Origin of the sequence: Curtobacterium sp. MCBD17_021, from assembly GCF_003234525.1 — a bacterium.
Lineage (GTDB): Bacteria > Actinomycetota > Actinomycetes > Actinomycetales > Microbacteriaceae > Curtobacterium.
In genome coordinates this window covers 99,842-117,946 of sequence record NZ_QKTS01000010.1, presented here as the reverse complement: position 1 = coordinate 117,946, position 18,105 = coordinate 99,842, and the positions used below count along the sequence as shown (strand labels likewise).

Below are 18,105 nucleotides of genomic sequence, written 5' to 3'. Positions count from 1 at the left end.
CAACCGGCGGGCGTCGACACGCAGGGCGCACCGCTCCGCGCCTGGTCCGGCCCGTCAGAGCGACGGCGGGCAGCTCTCCCGCAACAGCACCTCGACCGGCAGGCGGACGGCCCGCGGTGGCCCGTCGCGGTGGTCGAGACGGTCGACGATCGCCCGGACCGCCGCTCGCCCCAGGTCCCCCATCGGCTGGTGCACCGTGGTCAGTCGCGGAGCGGAGAACCGTCCCGCGTCGATGCCGTCGAACCCCGTCACGACCACGTCGTCCGGCACCCGCAGCCCGCGGGACAGGACGGCGTCCAGGACCCCGAGCGCCGACTGGTCGTTCGAGCAGACGACGGCCCGGGGCACCCGCTCGTCGAGCAGCGTCCGCGCGAGCTCCCGCGCCCGCACCCGGCCGAAGTCACCGTGCACCGTCCGCACGGCATCCGACGCGAGCCCGTGGTCCTCGAGTGCCCGGCGGAACCCGGCGGCGCGCTCCTGGTCGTCCGGCGAGTCGACCGGTCCGGCGACGTAGGCGATCGACCGGATGCCGAGCCGCCCGATGACGTGCGCCGCGAGCGTGCGCATCCCGGCGGCGTTGTCGACGCTGATCGAGTCGAAGCCCCGCGACCGCCGGTCGTCCGCGAGCACCACCACGGGGATGCGACGGGCGACGTGCTCGAGCAGCTCGTCCGGGACGGTCTGCGCCAGGACCGCCAGGCCGTCCACCCGCCCGGCGACGTCGTTCACGATGACGTCGCGGGACGGTCCCCGACCGGCCGCCACCATGAGCGCCAGCCCACGCTGCCACGCCTCGGTCTCCGCGCCGCGCAGCACCTCGTCGAAGTACAGGTTGGAGGACGTCGGCTGGGTCACGTGCCGTCGGTCGTCGACGACACGCACGCCGCCGTCCGTCACGACGTCCGGTCGTTCGTCGGGCACGACGTCGAAGCCCGGCAGCAGGAGTCCCACCACCCCGGTCCGGCGTCCGGCCAGGGCACGCGCGTTCCCCGATGGCACGTACCCGAGGGAACGGATCGCCGCCTGCACGCGGTCACGGGTGCCCTCTCGGACGGCGTCCGGTGTCCGGAGGACGCGGGAGACGGTCGCGATCGACACACCGGCGGCCGAGGCGACGTCGTAGACCGTGGGAGGTGCGCTGTGCTGCGGTTCCACGCCGGTCCTCCCCTCGCGATCGGAGCCCCGGACGGCCCGCCCGACGACGCCGACCATCCTAAGCACGCCCCTTCCTGCACAGGTGCCGGAAGGGTCTTGCGGACGGGCGCGGGCAGGACGACACTGGCCCGACCATCCGGAGAAAGGACGATCAGATGTCACAGTCGACTCCGTCCGGGCGCAGGGACGCGCACCGGCTCTCCCACGACGAGGCCGAGGTCCGGGAGGCCCTCCTCGACCACGACGGCGACGCGCACCTGTCCTGGGTGACGGCCCAGTTCGACGGGACGGAGGAACGTCCGCTCGTCGAGTAGCGACACGAGGGCGCCCGCAGGGCGAGGCCGCTCAGGCCCCGCCTGACGCCACGCTCACCCCGGCTCCGGCCCCGGCCCGGGCGTCGGCGTCGGTTCCGCCGGCCAACAGGTCCGGTGCGCCGACGATGGCCATGCCGGCCCCGCGGAGTCGACGCCGCTCCTGGGCGATGAACCCCAGCAGACGGTCGTTGGTGCCCGCGACGTGCGCGGCGACCAGGTCCGCCGCACGGTCGGCGTCACCGCGCTGCACGGCGTCGAGGATGTCGCTGTGCTCCTGCCAGGCGGCGTCGCGGGCCTCCGGCGTGCGGACCTCGATCCACCGCGTGCGCTCGAGCCGCGTCAGGGCGTCGGCGACGGCGTCCGTGATGAAGCGGTTGCCGCCGAGTGCGGCGAGGTCGAGGTGGAACGTGGACCCCATCCGGATGCCGGCCTGTCGGTCCGGGGTCGGGCGGAGCGCGTCGAGGTGCGACCGGACCGCGGCGATCGCGTCGGGCTGCGCTCGGGCGACGGCGAGCCGGGCCGCGGCGGGCTCGAGCACGCCGCGGAGTTCGGCGAGCGAGGCGATCTCGTCGAGGTCGATCGGGGTGACCGTCCAGGAGCGACCCTCGTGCAGGATGAGTCCCTCGCGCTCGAGCCGCGACAGCGCCGCACGGACCGGGGTGCGCGAGGCGTGGAATCGCGCTTCGAGCCCGCGCTCCGAGATGCGTTCCCCCGGTGCGATGTCGAGCGTCAGGATCGCGGCTCGGAGGTTGTCGTAGAGCTGGGCCGTCTGCGACACGGGTGCTGCGTCGGTCGGTTCGGTCACGGGCATCCAGCGTAGTGCCGTCCGACGCGTGTTGGTATACCGTTCCGGTACACCAGCCGAGTCGAGACGGGGAGCGCGTGGTCCGGACGCCAGCACGAGCGTGGCGCATGCTCTCGCTCGGCGTCGCCGCGCAGGCCGCCGGGACGCTCGTCGTCACCGCACCGGCGCTGCTCATCCCGCACCTGCACGGCGCGGGCATGTCCCTCGCGCAGGCCGGGCTGTTCGCAGCGGCACCCACGGCGGGCATGGTGCTGACGCTGATCGCGTGGGGCGCGGTGACCGACCGGATCGGGGAACGGGTCGTCATCGCGGGTGGCCTGGTGCTCACCACGCTCGCGGTCGCCGGCGCGTGGCTCGCAGCCGGTGACCCGGTGCTCCTCGGGCTCGCGTTCCTGGCTGCGGGGATGACGAGCGCCTCGACGAACGCGGCGAGCGGTCGTGTCGTCGTGGGCTGGTTCCCGAGGGAGCGGCGGGGCCTGGCGATGGGCATCCGGCAGATGTCGCAGCCGCTCGGGGTGACCCTCGCGGCGGTCACCGTGCCCCCGCTCGCCGAGACGTCCGGCATCCGCGCGGCTCTGGTGCTGCCGTTGCTGCTCTGCGCTCTGCTCGCCGCGCTCTCCGCCGTCGGGATCGTCGACCCGCCGCGGCCGCCGGCGGTGCTGGCGGCCGTGACGAGCACGGCGGCAGCAGGGACGGCCACGGCGAACCCCTACCGGTCGGACGGGTTCCTGTGGCGGATCCACGCGGTGTCCGTGTTGCTCGTCGTACCGCAGTTCACGCTGTCGACCTACGGCCTGGTCTGGCTCGTCACGCTCGGCTGGTCGACGTCCGCCGCGAGTCTCCTGGTCGGTGCGGCACAGTTCGTCGGCGCCGTCGGTCGGATCCTGGTCGGGCTCTGGAGCGACCGCGTCGGTTCCCGCGTCGGTCCGCTGCGGGTGGTCGCGGTGTCGGCCGCGGTGGTGATGGTGGTCCTCGCGCTCGTCGACGTCACGCACCTGCCCGCCGCCGCCGTGGTCCTCGTCGTGGCGACGAGCGTCACGGTCGCCGACAACGGCCTCGCGTACACGTCCGTCGCCGAAGCCGCCGGTCCGTTCTGGTCCGGACGCGCACTCGGGGCGCAGAACACCGGGCAGTTCATCGCGGCGAGCGCCGTCGGTCCGGGCGTCGGTGCCCTGGTGGGCCTGGTCGGCTTCGCGGGGTCGTTCCTCCTCGTCGCCGCCCTGCCGGTGCTCGCCCTGCCGCTCGTGCCGCGGACGGACCGCTCGCACGACTGAGCGCGCCCACCCGGTCCGCTCGCCGGCAACGGGACGGACGGGAGGCCCGTGGCAGTGCCGCCACGGGCCTCCCGTCCGTCGGTCGCGCCGGATCAGGTGCCCGGGATCTCCGGGCCGGTCCGCCAGCGGAGGAGGGCCGCGGTCGGTGCCCCGCCGGGGAGCGCCGCCGTGTTGGCGTAGACGACCTCGGCGTCGGTGAGGAGCGCCGCACGGACCAGGCCGACAGCGGCCGGGACGGGCCCGAGCACCGTGGCCCCGAGCGCCTGCTCGGGTGCGGTCGCGATCCACGGCGCGGCGTCGAGCGCGAGCACGGTGCGGTCCTCGAAGCCGGCCGGGTCGAGGACGATGATCGACGGCTGCGCTTGCTGCAGGGCCTCGACGACCGGGCCGAGGCCGGAGGCGACCTCACCGTCGCCGCGTCCCTCGTGGGTGCGGAGGAGGTCCTCGACGTCGTGCCGGCGCTGCGCGACCACCCGGGCGAGGGCGATGTCGACGTGCTCGCGCACACCGTCCTCCGAGGCGTCGGACGCCCGCGGGTCGATCGGCACCTCGGAGAGCAGGGGCGCGGTGGCCTTCGTCTTCGACAGCTCGGTGATGAGCAGCTGCCGGGCGCGGATGTCCCCGGCGACGACGATGAGCCGCGGGGAGAGGCGGTCGACCGCGTCCTGCACGGCGGCGGCGACCTCGGACTCGTTCTGCCGCCAGAGTTCCTCGGTGTGGTGCTGCCAACGCAGGTGCGCCCAACCGCCGCCCTGGAACTTGTGGAGGGTGTCGGTGCGTCCCTGCACCTCCTGTTCGTCGCGCTGCTCCGGGTGGTCGGCGTGGCCGAGGCGGTAGGCCCGGTACCCGCCGCCGCCGCGACCGACCTCGACCACGAGGAACGGCACGTCGAGCGGGCGGTGTGCCAGGAGCGGCACGAGGTCCGGCACCGCTCCGTGGCCGACGCTCTCCGGGCCGTGCATGTGACCCGGGAGGACCTCGCTGAGCACGAGTTCCCCGTCGTGGACGAGCACGTACCGGCTGACCGGCGCGGGGACCCCGGGGGTCTCCTCGAGCTCGGCCATCACGGTGTCGACGACGTCCGCGTCGGCGCCGGCGGCACGGAGGGCGTCCTCGGCCTTCCGGCGCTGCAGGGCGGCCAGGTGCTGGGGGTCCTCACGGTCACCGGAGGCGTCGACGTAGGCCCAGGCCCACGTGCCGCCGGCCGCGAGTCGGGCGCCGAGCGCCCGGCCGTCCTCGGTGGTCTCATTCTGCGTGATCGGCATCGTCGCCTCCTGTCGTCGCGGTGGTCAGGTCGGGGGTGCTCGGGGTGGCGTCCGGGACGGCCGCGTTCGACGCGGTGACGTCGGCCGTGCCGTCGTCCGCCCCGGCGGTCGAGGTCGAGTAGACGGTCGCGTCGGCACCGTCCCCGCTGCCGTCCGGCTGCTCGGCGGCGACGCCGTCCGGGTCGTCGGCGGCGTCGACGTCCGTCGTGTCGTCGACGAGTCCGCCCTCGAGGTCACCGTCGTAGCCGGACGCCTGGACGGTCTCGGCGGGGTCGGTGTCGTCCGGCATCGGTTCGGACTGCCGGAACTCCTCGACGTGGGCGTTGCTGCCGTGTCCCTGGACGATGCTCTGCGCTTCGTGCGCGAGCTGGTCGTCGAGCTCCGGGTTGTGGGTGGTGTTCCCGCGTTCGCTCATCGTTGCTCCTCTCGTGGGCATCCCACGGTCCGCGACCGCGCCTGATCCCGTTCGCAGGTCCCGCGCGGGGCGGCCGGGCCGTTGATCCGATCGTCTGCGAGAGTTGGGCCAGCGCACCACCGGCGGCGTGCTCGTCCCGGTCATCCCGCTCGTGGTCGCTCCCATCGTCCTGCAGCGCTCCGGCGCGGAGGGCCTCACGGAAGGACCGGTCCGCAGTTGACCTCTGCCGCACTCGACGACCTGCACTCGACCACGCCGGGCTCGGCGACACGACTGGCACCGCGCGCCTGGTTGCACACGGACGCACCGTCCCTGTCGCTCGCCGGCGAGTGGGAGTTCCGGTGGTCACCCGTCGCCGACGCCCCGGGGTTCGACGACCCGGACGGCTGGGGCACGCTCCCGGTGCCGTCACACTGGGTCCTCCACGGGCACGGCGCGCCGAGCTACACGAACGTCCAGTACCCGTTCCCGGTCGATGCGCCGCACCCGCCGGACGAGAACCCGACCGGCGACCACCGCCGGACGTTCACGCTGCCGGATGCGTTCGACACGGCAGCACGGGTGCTGCTCCGGTTCGACGGGGTGGAGTCGCACTTCCGGGTGTGGGTGAACGGCTCGCTCGTCGGGTGGTCGACCGGCTCACGACTGGCCACCGAGTTCGACGTGACGGCGTTCCTGCGGCCCGGCACGAACGAGCTCCTGGTCCGGGTGCACCAGTGGTCGGCGGCCTCGTACCTCGAGGACCAGGACCAGTGGTGGCTGCCCGGCATCTTCCGCGACGTCACCCTGCTCGCACGTCCGGCCGCGTCGATCGACGACGTGTTCGTCCGCGCCGGCTGGACCGCGACGCTCGGGGACGCTGCCTCCGCCGGGACCGCTGCGTCGGGCCGCCCGTCGACCGGGACCGGCACGATCGCGGTGCCGACCCTCGACGCGGTGTTCCCGGTGCGCCTGGCCGTGCCGGAACTCGGTGTCGACGTGACCTGGGGCTCCGTCGACGACGTCGCCCCGATCACCGTCGAGGGCGTCGAACCGTGGAGCGCCGAACTCCCCCGGCTGTACGACGCGACCCTGGCCTCGGGCAGCGAGGGCAGCAGCAGCGACGGTGAGACCGTGTCGCTCCGTCTGGGCTTCCGGACCGTGCAGATCGTCGGCGACCGGTTCCTGGTCAACGGGGAGCGCGTCGTGTTCCACGGCGTGAACCGGCACGAGACGCACCCCGAGCGCGGCCGGGTGTTCGACGAAGCCCACGCCCGCGCGGACCTGGCGCTGATGAAGCGGTCGAACGTCAACGCCATCCGCACCTCGCACTACCCGCCGCACCCGCGGGTGCTCGACCTGGCGGACGAACTCGGCTTCTGGGTCGTCCTGGAGTGCGACCTCGAGACGCACGGGTTCGAGTTCCAGGGCTGGGTCGGCAACCCCTCCGACGACCCCGCGTGGGAGGACGCCTACCTCGACCGCATCGCCCGGACGGTGGAGCGGGACAAGAACCACCCGTCGATCGTGATGTGGTCGCTCGGCAACGAGTCCGGCACGGGGCGGAACCTCGCCGCGATGGCGCAGTGGGTGCACGCCCGCGACGTCGAACGCCCCGTGCACTACGAGGGCGACCACACGGGCGCGTACACCGACGTGTACTCGCGGATGTACCCGACGCTGCAGGAGACCGGGTCGATCGGCGGCGGTCCGGCCACGCCCCTGCTCGGCTGCGGGCCTGCCGAGGCCGCTCGCCAGCGGTCGAAGCCGTTCATCCACTGCGAGTACGTGCACGCGATGGGCAACGGCCCCGGTCAGATCGCCGAGTACGAGGCCCTGGTCGACCGGTACCCGCGCCTGCACGGCGGCTTCGTGTGGGAGTGGCGCGACCACGGGCTCCTCGCCTCCACCGCCGACGGCACCCCCTACCACGCGTACGGCGGCGACTTCCAGGAGGTCGTGCACGACGGCAACTTCGTGATGGACGGCCTCGTCCTGCCGGACGACACCCCGACGCCCGGACTCGCCGAGTTCGCGGCCGTCGTCTCGCCGGTGCGGCTGTCCGTCTCCCCGCTCGGAGGTGGCACGGTCGCGGGTGGGGGCACCGTCCTGGTCGAGAACCGGTACCACTCCGCCTCGACCGCGGGCCTGCGGTTCGTGTGGACGCTGTCGCGGAACGGCGTCGTCGAGGCGTCCGGGAGGCTCGCCCCCGGTGTCGTCGCAGCGCGCGAGTCCGCCACGGTGCCGGTCCCGGCGGAGGTGCTCGCGGCAGCACGGGCGGACCAGAGCCCCCTCCCCCCGGGCGATGAGCTGTGGCTCGAGGTCGTGGCGGAGCTCGCCGGGCCGACGTCGTGGGCGGACACCGGCCACGTCGTGGCACGCACCCAGACGCTCGTGGCGAGCGCACCGGCGGCGGCGCCCCGAGCCTCCACGGCCGGCTGGGACGGCGACCGCCTCGGGGACGCGACGTTCACCGCCCGCGGCGACCTCGCCTCCTTCAAGGGGCACGCCGTCGCCGGCCCTCGACTCGAACTGTGGCGCGCGCCGACGGACAACGACCGCGGCGCCTCGCAGGGCGGGTACGAGACCGCCGACCCGGTGCTGACGCACGGCGTCGGCGACCCCACGGCCCCCTCGTCGGCGTCGCGGTGGGAGGCCCGTGGGCTCGACCGTCTGACGCACCGGCTCGTCTCGGTGGAGCGCACCGACGACGGCCTCGTGCAGCGCGTCCGCGTCGCGGCGGCGAACAGCGCGGCCGGTGTGGAGGTCGTGCACCGGTGGACGCTGACCGACGCCGGGCTGCTGCTGCGCACCGACGCCGTGCCGTTCGGCGGCTGGGACGTGACCTGGCCACGCATCGGTGTGCGGATCGACCTACCGGCGGAGCTGCTGTCCGAGACCGCGTCGTGGTTCGGTACCGGGCCGGACGAGTCGTACGCCGACTCGTCGCACGCCGCTCGGGTCGGACGCTTCGAGGCCCCTGTGTCAGCGCTGACCACGCGCTACTCGATGCCGCAGGAGACCGGGCACCGGCCGGGGCTCCGCACGCTGAGCGTCGGGCCGGTCACGGTGACGACGGTGCCGGACCCGGCGTCGGGACACCGCGCCGGGTTCACCCTGACGCCGTGGACCGCGCAGCAGGTCGGGCGTGCCGAGCACCCGCACGAGTTGCCGACGCCGGACGCGCTGTACCTGTACCTCGACGACGCGCAGCACGGCCTCGGGAGCCGGGCGTGCGGGCTCGACGTCCTGCCGGAGCACCAGCTCTGGCCGAGTGCCCGGAGCTGGAGCGTGCTGCTGGCGTAGGGCCGGCGGCACGGCGTGCCCGTCACGCCCCGCCGCGGGAGTCGCGCCCAGTCCCGACAGGGTGCGATGTCCGTGCGGGAGCGCGATCCTGAGCCCGACGCCCCGGGCCGCGGGTCAGCCGCGCGCGATGGCGTCGGCGGCGGCGGGGTCCGCGCCGTCGAGGAACTGCGTCAGGCGCTCGGGTTCGCCGGGCTCGTCGATCGCCTCGGCCGCGCGGCGCAGGGCGAACAGGGACCGCAGGACGCCCTGGTTCGGCTCATGCGACCACGGCACCGGCCCGGCACCGCGCCACCCCGCCTTGCGGAGCGCGTCGAGACCGCGGTGGTAGCCGACCCGGGCGTACGCGTAGGACTCGAGCGTGGCGCCCCGCTCCCAGGCCTCGTCGGCGAGCAGCGCCCACGCCAGGCTCGACGACGGGTGCGACACCACCACCGAGGAGACGGGTGCGTTCGACCGGAGGAGCGCGTCCACCTCGGGCTCGGCGGGCAGCAGGGTCTCGGGGTTCGTCGAGGGGTTCGGGAGCAGGTTGTCCGGCATGCCCGCCACGCTACTTGAGCGGCCTGCCTACTTCAGCGGGTCGTGGCCCCAGTTCATGAGCGAGTACCGCCACTTGGTCTCGGTGACGTCGCCTGAGGGGCGCTGCTCCGAGTGCCGGGCGACGTAGCCGACGACCTTGCGCATGTGTGCGTGGTCCTCGTCCGTGAGGTCGCCCTGCTTCTTGCCGAGGATCGCCACGATGTGCCGACCGGACTCGTGCCCGGTCGACTCGGTCGCGCCGTCCTTCTTCTGTCCGACGGACTTCGACTCGTCGGTGTCCAGCCACTTCTCGAGCTGTGACGCGGTCATGTTCACCGCGTCGTGGAAGTCGTCCCGCGTCTGCTTCTCGTCGTCAGCCATGCCGGACATCTTGCGCGCTGCCCCTGCGCGGCCGTCCGGCCTGCCGTACCCCGTCGTGCGCTCAGCGCCGCCGCGACGGCCGGATCGAGAGCATCTCGACGGTGCCACGCTCCGGCAGGTCGACCACCGTGCGGACGGCGGCGGCGACGTCCTCGGGAGCCAGGTAGTAGTCGGTGTCGTACTCCTCGCCGAGCTTCTCGGTGAGGGCCCGCTGCATGTCCGAGTCGGTGCGGCCCGGGTGCACGCTCGACACCCGCACGCCGTTCGCCCGCTCCTCGTCGCGCAGGGCGTCGGTGAAGGCACGGAGCGCGAACTTCGAGGCCGCGTAGACACCACCCCCGGGGCCGGCCGTGAAGCCGGCGCCGCTGTTGATCGTCACGACGAGCCCGCGGGCCGCACGGAGGCCGGGCATCGCCACACGGGTCAGCTCGGCGACCGCGAAGACGTTGGTGGCGAAGACGGCCTCCCAGGTGTCCCGCGGGGTGTCGGCGATGCGCGTGCCCTGCTCGACGCCGGCGGAGTGCACGAGCACGTCGATCCAGCTCGGCACGGCGGGCACGTCTCCGGCGCCGAGGTCGCCGACGAACGGCTCCGCGCTCGGCAGCTCCGCCACGACGGCGGCGACCACGTCGGCGTCCCGGCCGCCGACGAGCACGTGGTGCGTCCGCCCCAGGTCGGCGGCGATCGCACGGCCGATGCCGCGGGTCGCGCCGGTGACGAGCGCGACCGGCCGGTCGCTGGCAGGTGCGGAGACGAGGACGGGAGGCTCGGTGTCGGTCACGCAGGCAAGCCTACGGAACCGTCACCGAGCCTCCCGGGCAGGACGCGCTCGCGCGCCGTGCTCACTCGTCCTTGGTCTCGCCGGCGCTCTGCCGGATGCGGATGCCCTGCAGGACGTCCTCGGCGCGCTTCTCGTCCTGCTTCTCGGTCTGGCGGGTGTCGCGCTCGGGGAGCTGGATGTCCTCCTCCGCCTTGATGCCGGCCTGGAGTTCACGGCCGCGCTCGATCTCGGCGTCGAACTCGGCACCGAACAGCAGCGCGTTGTTCGTGATCCAGATCCACAGCAGGAAGACGATCACACCACCGAGGGAGCCGTACGTGGCGTTGTAGTTCGAGAAGTTCCCGACGTAGAACCCGAAGCCGACGCTCGCGATGATCCAGATGAGGAGCGCGAGGATCGAGCCACCGCCGACCCAGGTGAACTTCGGCTGCCGGACGTTCGGCGACCAGTAGTAGAGCACCGCCACGATGACGATCGCGATGACGAGCAGGATCGGCCACTGCACGATCGACAGCACGGTCACCGCCACGTCCCCGAGACCGATGACGTCACCGAAGCTGCGGGCGAGCGGTCCGGACACGAGGGTGAGCAGACCGACGACGAGCAGGACGACCGTGGTCACGGTGACGCCGAGCATGGTCGGACGGAGCTTCCAGATCGGACGTCCCTCGCGGACGTTGTAGATGCGGTTCATCGCGCGGCCGAACGCGCCGACGTAGCCGGAGGCCGACCAGAGCGCGCCGAGGATACCGACGATGAACGTGACCGGGGCGGCGGGCGACCGGACGAGGCCCTCGACCGGGTCACGGAGGAGGTCTGCGACGTCCTTCGACCCGACGTTGCCGATGATCTGCAGCAGGGTGTCGATGGTCTTCGACGGGTCGCCGAACAGACCGAGGATCGACACCACCGCCAGCAGGCCCGGGAAGAGCGCGAGGACGGAGTAGTACGTCAGCCCCGCCGCGAGGTCGGTGCACTGGTCGGCGGTGAACTCGCGGAGGGTCTTCTTCAGCGTGTAGAAGACCGTCGGCTTCTTGAGGTCGGTGGGTGAGTCCGGCTTGCGAGGGTCGTTCGCTGCCGGCTTCTGTGATTCCTTCGCCATGGTCAGCCCTTCGCCGCCTTCTTCATCCGCTTGATCGACTTCCCGGTCCGCGCGGCGTCCTTCTTCCGACGCTTCTCGGCCGCCTTGCGCTCCTGGTACACCGGGTTGCCCGTCGGGTCCTTGCGCGCGAAGACCGGGACGCCCTTCGACTTGCCGTCCTTGCCGACCTTGACCGGCTTGAACACCGGCACGGGCGCCGGCTCGCGGAGGGCGGCGAGACGACCGGCGGGGGTGTTCCGGATGCGGATGCCGACGACGACCGCGGCGATGCCGGCCGCAGCGGTCATCGCGACGGCGACGAGGGGCGTCGGATCACGGTGCCAGCGCTGCTTGGTCTTCGCGACGGCCAGGCGGGTGCGCGCGGGCACGTCCGCCTTCTGCCGGATGCGGTCCACCGTCTCGGTGATCCGCTCCCGGGTCCGCACGTTCGCGAGCTCGAGCTCGGGGAGGGAGTCGTTGGGCATGCACCCTGAGTACACGCTCCGGACCGAGAGCACTCGCGGAACGCGCTGCGGTGGAACCGGGTCGGTGCGACCACGGCAGCGGCGCAGCGCTCGTCCGCCCGGCAAGGCGTCCAGCAGTGTCGGCCTAGCGTGCCCGTCATGCTGTTCCGGGACGTCGCCGAGGGCATCCACCGCCTCGAGCTCGCACACACCAACACCTACCTGGTCGAGACCGGGGACCGACTGCTCGTCGTCGACGCCGGGCTGCCCGCGGTCTGGCCGCACCTGCAGCTCGCCGTGCACGACCTCGGGTACTCCCCCGACCGGGTCGAGGCCCTGCTGCTCACGCACGGGCACTTCGACCACGTGGGCACCGCGGCCCGGATGCACCGGGAGTGGGGCACACCGGTGTACGTGCACCCGGGCGACCGCGACCTGGCCGCGCACCCCTACTCGTACCGACCGGCGGTGAACCGGTTCGGCTTCGTCCTCACCCACCCCGGCGGGCTGCGGCCCCTCGGCCGGATGCTCCTGGCCGGAGCGGCGACGGTCGACGGGATCGACGAGGTCGAGACCATGGAGTCCCGCGCCGACACCCCGGGCAACCCGTGGATCATCGAGACACCCGGGCACACGGACGGACACGTGGCGCTGCACTTCGCGGACCGCGACGCCGTGGTCGTCGGTGACGCCCTGGTCACACTCGACCCCTACACCGGCGGGATCGGTCCGCGGATCGTCGCCCCGGCGGCCACTGCCGACGTCGACACCGCCGTGGCGTCGCTCGACCTGCTCGTGGACACCGAGGCGCAGCACGTCCTGCCCGGCCACGGTCCGTCGTGGTCCCGCGGTGTCCGGGCAGCGGTGAGCCAGGCGCGGCGGGTGGCCGGCGCGGCCTGACCTCCGGCAGCCAGCGCGGCCGCGCAGCCAGCGCGGCCGGCGCACCCCGCCGTGCTCAGTGCGTGAAGGCGTACCCGATCAGGGCCATCGTCACGATGAAGCCCGCCAGGTAGTTGATCCAGAGGAACCGCTTCCACCCGGCGTTCGCCGCCTCGGCCCCGTCGTCCGTGACGTTCCACCACGGCAGCACGTTGAGCGCGTACGGCACGACGACGACCGCGGCGATCGGCCCCGGGAACGCCGAGAACAGCAACGCCACCCCGGCGACCAGGTAGGCCACGAACGCCAGTCGGACGGTCGCGCGGGCACCGATGACGGTCGCCACCGACCCGATCCCGCCGGCCCGGTCGGCCAGGACGTCCTGGACGGCACCGAACGCGTGCGAGGCGACGCCCCACAGGAAGAACGCCACGCACACCGCGACGAGTTCGCGGGTCCACCCGGGCCCGGCGAGCGTGAGCCCGTAGACGGCCGGGGACACGAAGTGCGTCGACGAGGTCAGCGAGTCGAGGAACGGCTTCTCCTTGAACCGCAGTCCCGGTGCCGAGTAGGCGACGACGGCGAACACGCTGACCGCGAGCACGAGCCACGACCACGGCCCGTTCCCGCTCGCAGCGCCGAGCAGCACGAGCGCGACGAGGAACGGCACGTTGGTCACGGCCACGGCCCACAGGGTGGCGCGGTGCACGCTCCGGTCGAGCAGCGCGCCCTCGACACCGCCCTTGCGCGGGTTGCGCAGATCGGACTCGTAGTCGAAGACGTCGTTGATGCCGTACATCGCGAGGTTGTACGGCACGAGGAAGTACACGACCCCGACGAGGAACGCGGCGAGCGAGGACCCGCCGCCCCCGTCGACGCCGACCCCGCTGCCGAGCAGGTAGGCGGCACCGAACGGGTAGGCGGTGTTCACCCAGCTGATCGGCCGGGAGGACACGAACAGGGCGCGGAGCGTCGACGGCCTGGAGGCGCGACTGACGGTCATGGGCTCTCCTCCGGGGTGCGGGACGGCTGGGTCGGGCGTTCCGACCGTACCGGTCGGTCGAGCAGGACCCAGCAGCTCGGCAGCAGCAGGACGGCGCCGATCGAGTACGCGAGGTCCTCCACCGGGAACAGACCGACGCGCGCCCCCAGCACGAGCGCCCGGTCGTAGGCGACGATGCCGAGCCCCACGATGACGTTGTTGAACACGCACGTCATGACGAGCAGTGCGATCCCCGTGACGACGGCGCTGGCGACGCCGGTCCGGCGAGGACGACGAGGAGCGGGCGCCGGGCCCGGCTCGGCGGTCGTGGCGCCACGCCCCCGACGGGCGGACACGACCCCGGCCAGGACCGCGACGAGGGCCGCGAGTCCGAGGAACGGCACCGCGAGCAGCGCGTACGTCGTCGACTCGTTCACGAGGCCTCCCGGCCTCGACGCGCAGCGGCACCGTCCGCAGCGGCACCGTCGTCCGCGGTGTCGCCGGCAGCGGCGGCGCGGCGCCCGGCCAGCCTCCCGACCACCGGACGCACCGCGCCGAACAGGTCCATCGTCGTCCAGCACAGCAGCACCAGGAAGAAGAGCTCCTCGAGCGGGACGTCCGGTGCCAGGAGCACGCCGGTGAGCAGCCCGTCCGCGCCGATGAAGAAGATGCCGAGGTGGACACCGGCGACGTCCCACAGCATGAAGAACACCAGCCCGATGACCATCACGAGCGAAGCCCGCAGCGGTGCGCGCCAGAAGAACAGCCGGTGGCGGGCGTCGAGCACCGCGATCCCGGCGATCGAGACGAGCAGGCCGGCCAGGTACGACCCCGGCATCAGCCCGTCGTCCGTACCGGCGGTGCGTCGGCGTGCCGCCGGAGCGGGGTCGGCAGCGGCTCGGTCGAGGTGTCACCGTGGATGCGCTTGAGCAGGACCTCGGCGCTGATGAGGCACATCGGCAGACCGATCCCCGGGATCGTCGAGGCACCGACGTAGTAGAGCCCGTCGACCTTGGTGGAGGCGTTCTTCTCGCGGAAGAACGCGCTCTGGGCCAGTGTGTGCGCCGGGCCGAGCATCGAGCCGTTCCAGGCGTTGAGGTCGTCGGCGAAGTCCTGCGGGCCGATCGTGCGGCGGACGCGGGTCCGGTCGCGGAGGTCCGGCACCCCGGCGCGCTCGGCGATGACGTCGATCGCACGGTCGGCGATCGCCTCGACCTGGGCGTCACCGGCGCCGTCGATGCCGCCCTTGCCGATCGAGACGTCGGCGGGCAGCGGCACGAGGACGAACAGGTTGCTCTGGCCCTCGGGCGCGACCGAGTCGTCGGTGAGCGAGGGTGCGCAGACGTAAATCGACGCGGGGTCCGGCACGTGCCGGTCCTTGCCGAAGATGGCGCCGAAGTTCGCCTTCCAGTCCTCGGTGAACACCAGCGTGTGGTGCAGCAGCCCGGGGACGGGGCCGTCGACGCCGAGGTAGACGAGCACCGCCGAGGGGCCCGGGTCGCGCTTGGCCCAGTGCCGGGCGTCGTGGGTGCGGTGCTCCTGCTCGAGGAGCTCCATCTCGGTGTGCCGGAGGTCGGCGGCGCTCACCACGAGGTCGGCGCGCTCGACGTGCTCCGCGCCGTCCTGGTCGCGCCAGGCGACACCGGTGGCGTGGCCGTCCTGCACGAGGATCCGGGAGACGGTCGCCCCGGTGGTGACGGCGGCCCCCTCGGCGAGCGCGACCCGCTCGACGGCGGCGATGACCTGCGTGATGCCGCCCTTCGGGTAGAGCACCCCGTCGGCCAGGTCGAGGTGGCTCATCAGGTGGTACATGCTCGGCGCCGCGTACGGGCTCGTGCCGAGGAACACCGCCGGGTAGCCGAGGACCTGCCACAACCGGTGGTCCTTCACCGCGGTGGACGCGAACGAGGACAGCGGCTGGACGAGCAGTCGGGCGAGCTTGCCCAGCCGCTTGAGGACGTCGGGGGCGGCGAGTTCCGTGAGGTCCTGGAACGTGCCGTAGAGGAACCGGCGCACGGCCATCTCGTACGTGTCGGCCGCCGAGTCGAGGTACTCCGCCATCCGCGCGCCGGCTCCGGGCTCGATGGACTCGAAGAGCGCGATGTTCTCCTCGCGCGAGGCGCGCAGGTCGATCGGCTCGTCGTACCCCTCGGTGTACACGCGGTAGCCGGGGTCGAGGACGTCGAGGTCGAGCTGCTCGTCGGCGCTGGTGCCGAGCAGCTGGAAGAAGTGGTCGAACACCTCGGGCATGAGGTACCAGCTCGGCCCCGTGTCGAAGCGGAAGCCGTCCTGCTCCCACGTGCCGGCGCGACCGCCGAGCTGGGTGCGCTGCTCGAGGACGGTCACGGCGAAGCCGTCCCGGGCGAGCAGGGCGGCGGCCGCCAGCCCGCTGATCCCGCCGCCGATGACGACGGCGCGACGGACCGGGACGGTCCGGCGGGTGGACGCTGCGGCCGTCGCGGTGGCCGGTGCTGCCGTGGCCGGTGCATCGGTCGGACGGGAGGCGCGGGTCGGGCTCATGACGAGCCTCCAGTCTGGAGGGTGGTGACGGTGCGCGCGGGCAGGGTGCCGCGGCGGCTGAGGACGCGGGCGGCGAGTCGCGCCTTCACGGGGTTCGGGACCCGGACCCGCGAGGTGACCAGCCGGTCCGCCGGGGTGGCGGCGATGCGGTCGTTGAGCTCCTGGAACAGGGCGTGCGCGAGGGCGACCGCGGGGCGGGCGTCCCTCGGCAGCAGCGGGACGGTGACGGCGGCGCGGTCGAGGTCGGCCTGCACGTCGGCGACGAGCCGGTCCTTCGTGGCCTCGTCGAAGGTGCGGACGTCGACGCCCGGGAAGTACGAGCGCCCGAGGACCTCGAAGTCGGCGTGCAGGTCACGGAGGAAGTTGACCTTCTGGAACGCGGCGCCGAGTGCCCGGGCGCCGTCGACGAGCACGGCGTCGTCGAACGTCGGCCGTCCGGCGCGGTACACGAAGGCGCGGAGGCACATCAGCCCGACGACCTCGGCCGAGCCGTAGACGTAGGCGTCGAACGAGGTCTGGTCGTGCTCGGTCTGCTCGAGGTCCATCCGCATCGACGCGAAGAACGGCCGGGTGAGTCCGCTGCCGAACCCGACGGTCCGGGCGGTCCGTGCGAAGGCGTGCACGACCGGGTTCACCGAGAACCCGCGGGCCATCGCACGCTCGGTGTCGGTCTCGAGCTCGTCGAGGACCGTCCGGGCCAGGACCGGGTCGAGGCCGGCCTCGGTCGCCGGTCCGTCCACGACCTCGTCGGCGACCCGGACCAGGGCGTAGACGTTCCGGATGTGCTCACGGATGTCCTTCGTGAGCAGGCGGCTGGCGAGCCCGAAGGACGTGGAGTACCGACTGATGACGACGCTCGAGGCGGCCTCGGCGGTGGCGTCGTACAGCGGGAGTCGGTGCGGGGTGGTGCTCGCGCTCACCGGACGCGCTCCACGAGTTCGGTGACGAGTCCCTCGAGCCGGGCGCCGAGCTCGCACGGCAGGCCGGCGAGTTCGGCGCGGGCCAGGGCGGTGTGGTCGCGGACCCGGTCGAGGGCGGCGTCCCGGGCGCCGCACTCCACGAGCAGGTCGCGGAGGCCGGCCGCGCGTTCCTCCGTCAGGTCCGGGTCGCCGAGGTAGGGGGCGAGGTCCGGCCAGCAGTCGGTGGTGGCGGCGTAGGCGATCAGCATGGTGCGCTTGCCCTCGCGGAGGTCCCCGATCGCGGTCTTGCCGGTCGAGCCCTCGTTGCCGAAGACCCCGAGGAGGTCGTCGACGATCTGGTAGGCGATGCCGATCTCCCGCCCGAAGGCCCCGAGCGAGGCGACGACGGGCTCGGGTGCGCCGGCGAGCACCGCCCCGGACTGCAGTGGCGCCTCGAAGCTGTAGACACTCGTCTTCGCGCGCTCCATCTGCAGGACCTCGTCGACGGTCGGCATGACGCCGAGGGCGAGGTCGACGTCCGCCATCTCACCGGCGGCGCTGGCGAAGACCGCGTCGTCGAACAGGTCGAGCAGGCGCGACCGGCGTTCCCCGGTGACGCCGCTCGCCTCGATGAAGCGCGGGGCGGCTGCGAGGGCGAGGTCACCGGCGATCACGGCGGCACTCGTCCCACGGTGCTCGGCCGTCGGCAGCGGCAGGCCGCCGGTCGTCGCGGTGTCGCGGAAGGACCCGGCCACGTTCGGTCGGCCACGACGTGACCAGTCGCGGTCGATCACGTCGTCGTGCACGACGAGGGCCGTGTGCAGCAGCTCGTAGGCGGCGGCGACCTGCGACGCAGCGTGCACGTCGTCACCCCCGAGCGCGGTGTACGAGGTGAGGACCATGCGCGGCCGGAACCGCTTCCCGCCCATGCTCGCCCTGCGCAGCACACGCCACAGTTCCTCCGACGGCCGGCCGAAGGCCTGGGCTCGGGCGCTCGACACCGTGAAGAAGCGCTCCAGGCACTCATCCACCAGCGCGAGGTCGATGTGCGCCACGGTGGCCGCTTCCTCGGTCATTGGCCTAATCTAT

Annotated in this window: 19 protein-coding genes; 4 read left to right on the top strand and 15 right to left on the bottom strand. The window is 73.1% G+C overall.

Annotated elements, in window-relative coordinates:
- Nucleotides 1-54: 54 nt before the first annotated feature.
- The gene (locus DEI83_RS10650) at nucleotides 55-1,155 is read right to left on the bottom strand and encodes a LacI family DNA-binding transcriptional regulator (RefSeq protein ID WP_258371168.1); all 1,101 of its coding nucleotides are present in this window, start codon (nucleotides 1,153-1,155) and stop codon (nucleotides 55-57) included.
- Between the two features lie 155 nt (nucleotides 1,156-1,310).
- Between DEI83_RS10650 and DEI83_RS15960 the strand changes: the two genes are divergently transcribed.
- Nucleotides 1,311-1,469, top strand: a complete 159-nt coding sequence (locus tag DEI83_RS15960) for a hypothetical protein (protein ID WP_181431175.1) — start codon at nucleotides 1,311-1,313, stop codon at nucleotides 1,467-1,469.
- Nucleotides 1,470-1,500: 31 nt separating this feature from the next.
- Here the strand turns inward: DEI83_RS15960 and DEI83_RS10645 are convergent, their stop codons facing one another.
- Nucleotides 1,501-2,274, bottom strand: a complete 774-nt coding sequence (locus DEI83_RS10645; RefSeq protein WP_258371167.1) for a GntR family transcriptional regulator — start codon at nucleotides 2,272-2,274, stop codon at nucleotides 1,501-1,503.
- A gap of 107 nt (nucleotides 2,275-2,381) precedes the next feature.
- Here DEI83_RS10645 and DEI83_RS10640 point away from each other — a divergent pair, with 107 nt between their 5' ends.
- Entirely contained in the window at nucleotides 2,382-3,548 is a 1,167-nt protein-coding gene (locus tag DEI83_RS10640) for an MFS transporter (protein WP_111081926.1), read from the top strand.
- Nucleotides 3,549-3,640: 92 nt separating this feature from the next.
- On the opposite strand, the gene DEI83_RS10635 is transcribed toward DEI83_RS10640, so the two are convergent.
- Nucleotides 3,641-4,813 carry a Vms1/Ankzf1 family peptidyl-tRNA hydrolase gene (locus DEI83_RS10635; RefSeq protein WP_111081925.1) on the bottom strand — a complete coding sequence of 391 codons (1,173 nt, stop codon included), beginning with the start codon at nucleotides 4,811-4,813 and terminating at the stop codon, nucleotides 3,641-3,643.
- On the bottom strand, nucleotides 4,794-5,228 hold the full coding sequence (locus tag DEI83_RS10630) for a hypothetical protein (RefSeq protein ID WP_111081924.1): 435 nt from the start codon (nucleotides 5,226-5,228) through the stop codon (nucleotides 4,794-4,796). Before DEI83_RS10630 ends, DEI83_RS10635 begins: the two co-directional genes overlap by 20 nt.
- 216 nt (nucleotides 5,229-5,444) lie before the next feature.
- Here DEI83_RS10630 and DEI83_RS10625 point away from each other — a divergent pair, with 216 nt between their 5' ends.
- Nucleotides 5,445-8,513: a glycoside hydrolase family 2 TIM barrel-domain containing protein gene (locus DEI83_RS10625; RefSeq protein ID WP_111081923.1), complete on the top strand. Its 3,069-nt coding sequence runs from the start codon at nucleotides 5,445-5,447 to the stop codon at nucleotides 8,511-8,513.
- Nucleotides 8,514-8,627: 114 nt separating this feature from the next.
- On the opposite strand, the gene DEI83_RS10620 is transcribed toward DEI83_RS10625, so the two are convergent.
- The 5 genes from DEI83_RS10620 to DEI83_RS10600 all read right to left on the bottom strand — a co-directional run bounded on the left by DEI83_RS10620 (nucleotide 8,628) and on the right by DEI83_RS10600 (nucleotide 11,757).
- A complete protein-coding gene (locus DEI83_RS10620; protein ID WP_111081953.1) occupies nucleotides 8,628-9,050 on the bottom strand; it encodes a DUF3151 domain-containing protein in 423 nt (140 codons plus the stop codon).
- A gap of 27 nt (nucleotides 9,051-9,077) precedes the next feature.
- Nucleotides 9,078-9,410 carry a DUF3140 domain-containing protein gene (locus DEI83_RS10615; RefSeq protein ID WP_181431174.1) on the bottom strand — a complete coding sequence of 111 codons (333 nt, stop codon included), beginning with the start codon at nucleotides 9,408-9,410 and terminating at the stop codon, nucleotides 9,078-9,080.
- A gap of 61 nt (nucleotides 9,411-9,471) precedes the next feature.
- Nucleotides 9,472-10,191 (bottom strand): SDR family oxidoreductase, encoded by a 720-nt coding sequence (locus tag DEI83_RS10610; protein ID WP_111081921.1) that lies wholly within the window; start codon nucleotides 10,189-10,191, stop codon nucleotides 9,472-9,474.
- A 61-nt stretch (nucleotides 10,192-10,252) separates the two neighbouring features.
- On the bottom strand, nucleotides 10,253-11,293 hold the full coding sequence (locus tag DEI83_RS10605) for a YihY/virulence factor BrkB family protein (RefSeq protein WP_111081920.1): 1,041 nt from the start codon (nucleotides 11,291-11,293) through the stop codon (nucleotides 10,253-10,255).
- Between the two features lie 2 nt (nucleotides 11,294-11,295).
- Nucleotides 11,296-11,757: a hypothetical protein gene (locus DEI83_RS10600; protein WP_146243305.1), complete on the bottom strand. Its 462-nt coding sequence runs from the start codon at nucleotides 11,755-11,757 to the stop codon at nucleotides 11,296-11,298.
- A gap of 138 nt (nucleotides 11,758-11,895) precedes the next feature.
- Here DEI83_RS10600 and DEI83_RS10595 point away from each other — a divergent pair, with 138 nt between their 5' ends.
- Entirely contained in the window at nucleotides 11,896-12,636 is a 741-nt protein-coding gene (locus tag DEI83_RS10595; RefSeq protein WP_111081952.1) for an MBL fold metallo-hydrolase, read from the top strand.
- 55 nt (nucleotides 12,637-12,691) lie between these two features.
- On the opposite strand, the gene DEI83_RS10590 is transcribed toward DEI83_RS10595, so the two are convergent.
- Genes DEI83_RS10590 through DEI83_RS10570 form a run of 6 tightly spaced genes read right to left on the bottom strand, consistent with a single transcriptional unit; the run spans nucleotide 12,692 to nucleotide 18,092 of the window.
- Nucleotides 12,692-13,618, bottom strand: coding sequence for a prenyltransferase (locus DEI83_RS10590; RefSeq protein ID WP_111081918.1), 927 nt, complete (start codon nucleotides 13,616-13,618; stop codon nucleotides 12,692-12,694).
- Nucleotides 13,615-14,034: a lycopene cyclase domain-containing protein gene (locus DEI83_RS10585; RefSeq protein WP_111081917.1), complete on the bottom strand. Its 420-nt coding sequence runs from the start codon at nucleotides 14,032-14,034 to the stop codon at nucleotides 13,615-13,617. Before DEI83_RS10585 ends, DEI83_RS10590 begins: the two co-directional genes overlap by 4 nt.
- Complete coding sequence (locus DEI83_RS10580; RefSeq protein WP_111081916.1) at nucleotides 14,031-14,435, bottom strand: lycopene cyclase domain-containing protein; 405 nt, start codon at nucleotides 14,433-14,435, stop codon at nucleotides 14,031-14,033. Before DEI83_RS10580 ends, DEI83_RS10585 begins: the two co-directional genes overlap by 4 nt.
- Nucleotides 14,435-16,117, bottom strand: coding sequence for a phytoene desaturase family protein (gene crtI, locus DEI83_RS15955; RefSeq protein ID WP_181431173.1), 1,683 nt, complete (start codon nucleotides 16,115-16,117; stop codon nucleotides 14,435-14,437). The genes DEI83_RS10580 and crtI overlap by 1 nt, the downstream gene beginning before the upstream one ends.
- Nucleotides 16,114-17,037: a phytoene/squalene synthase family protein gene (locus DEI83_RS15950; RefSeq protein WP_181431172.1), complete on the bottom strand. Its 924-nt coding sequence runs from the start codon at nucleotides 17,035-17,037 to the stop codon at nucleotides 16,114-16,116. The genes crtI and DEI83_RS15950 overlap by 4 nt, the downstream gene beginning before the upstream one ends.
- A complete protein-coding gene (locus tag DEI83_RS10570) occupies nucleotides 17,034-18,092 on the bottom strand; it encodes a polyprenyl synthetase family protein (RefSeq protein ID WP_181431171.1) in 1,059 nt (352 codons plus the stop codon). The genes DEI83_RS15950 and DEI83_RS10570 overlap by 4 nt, the downstream gene beginning before the upstream one ends.
- Between the last annotated feature and the right edge of the window lie 13 nt (nucleotides 18,093-18,105).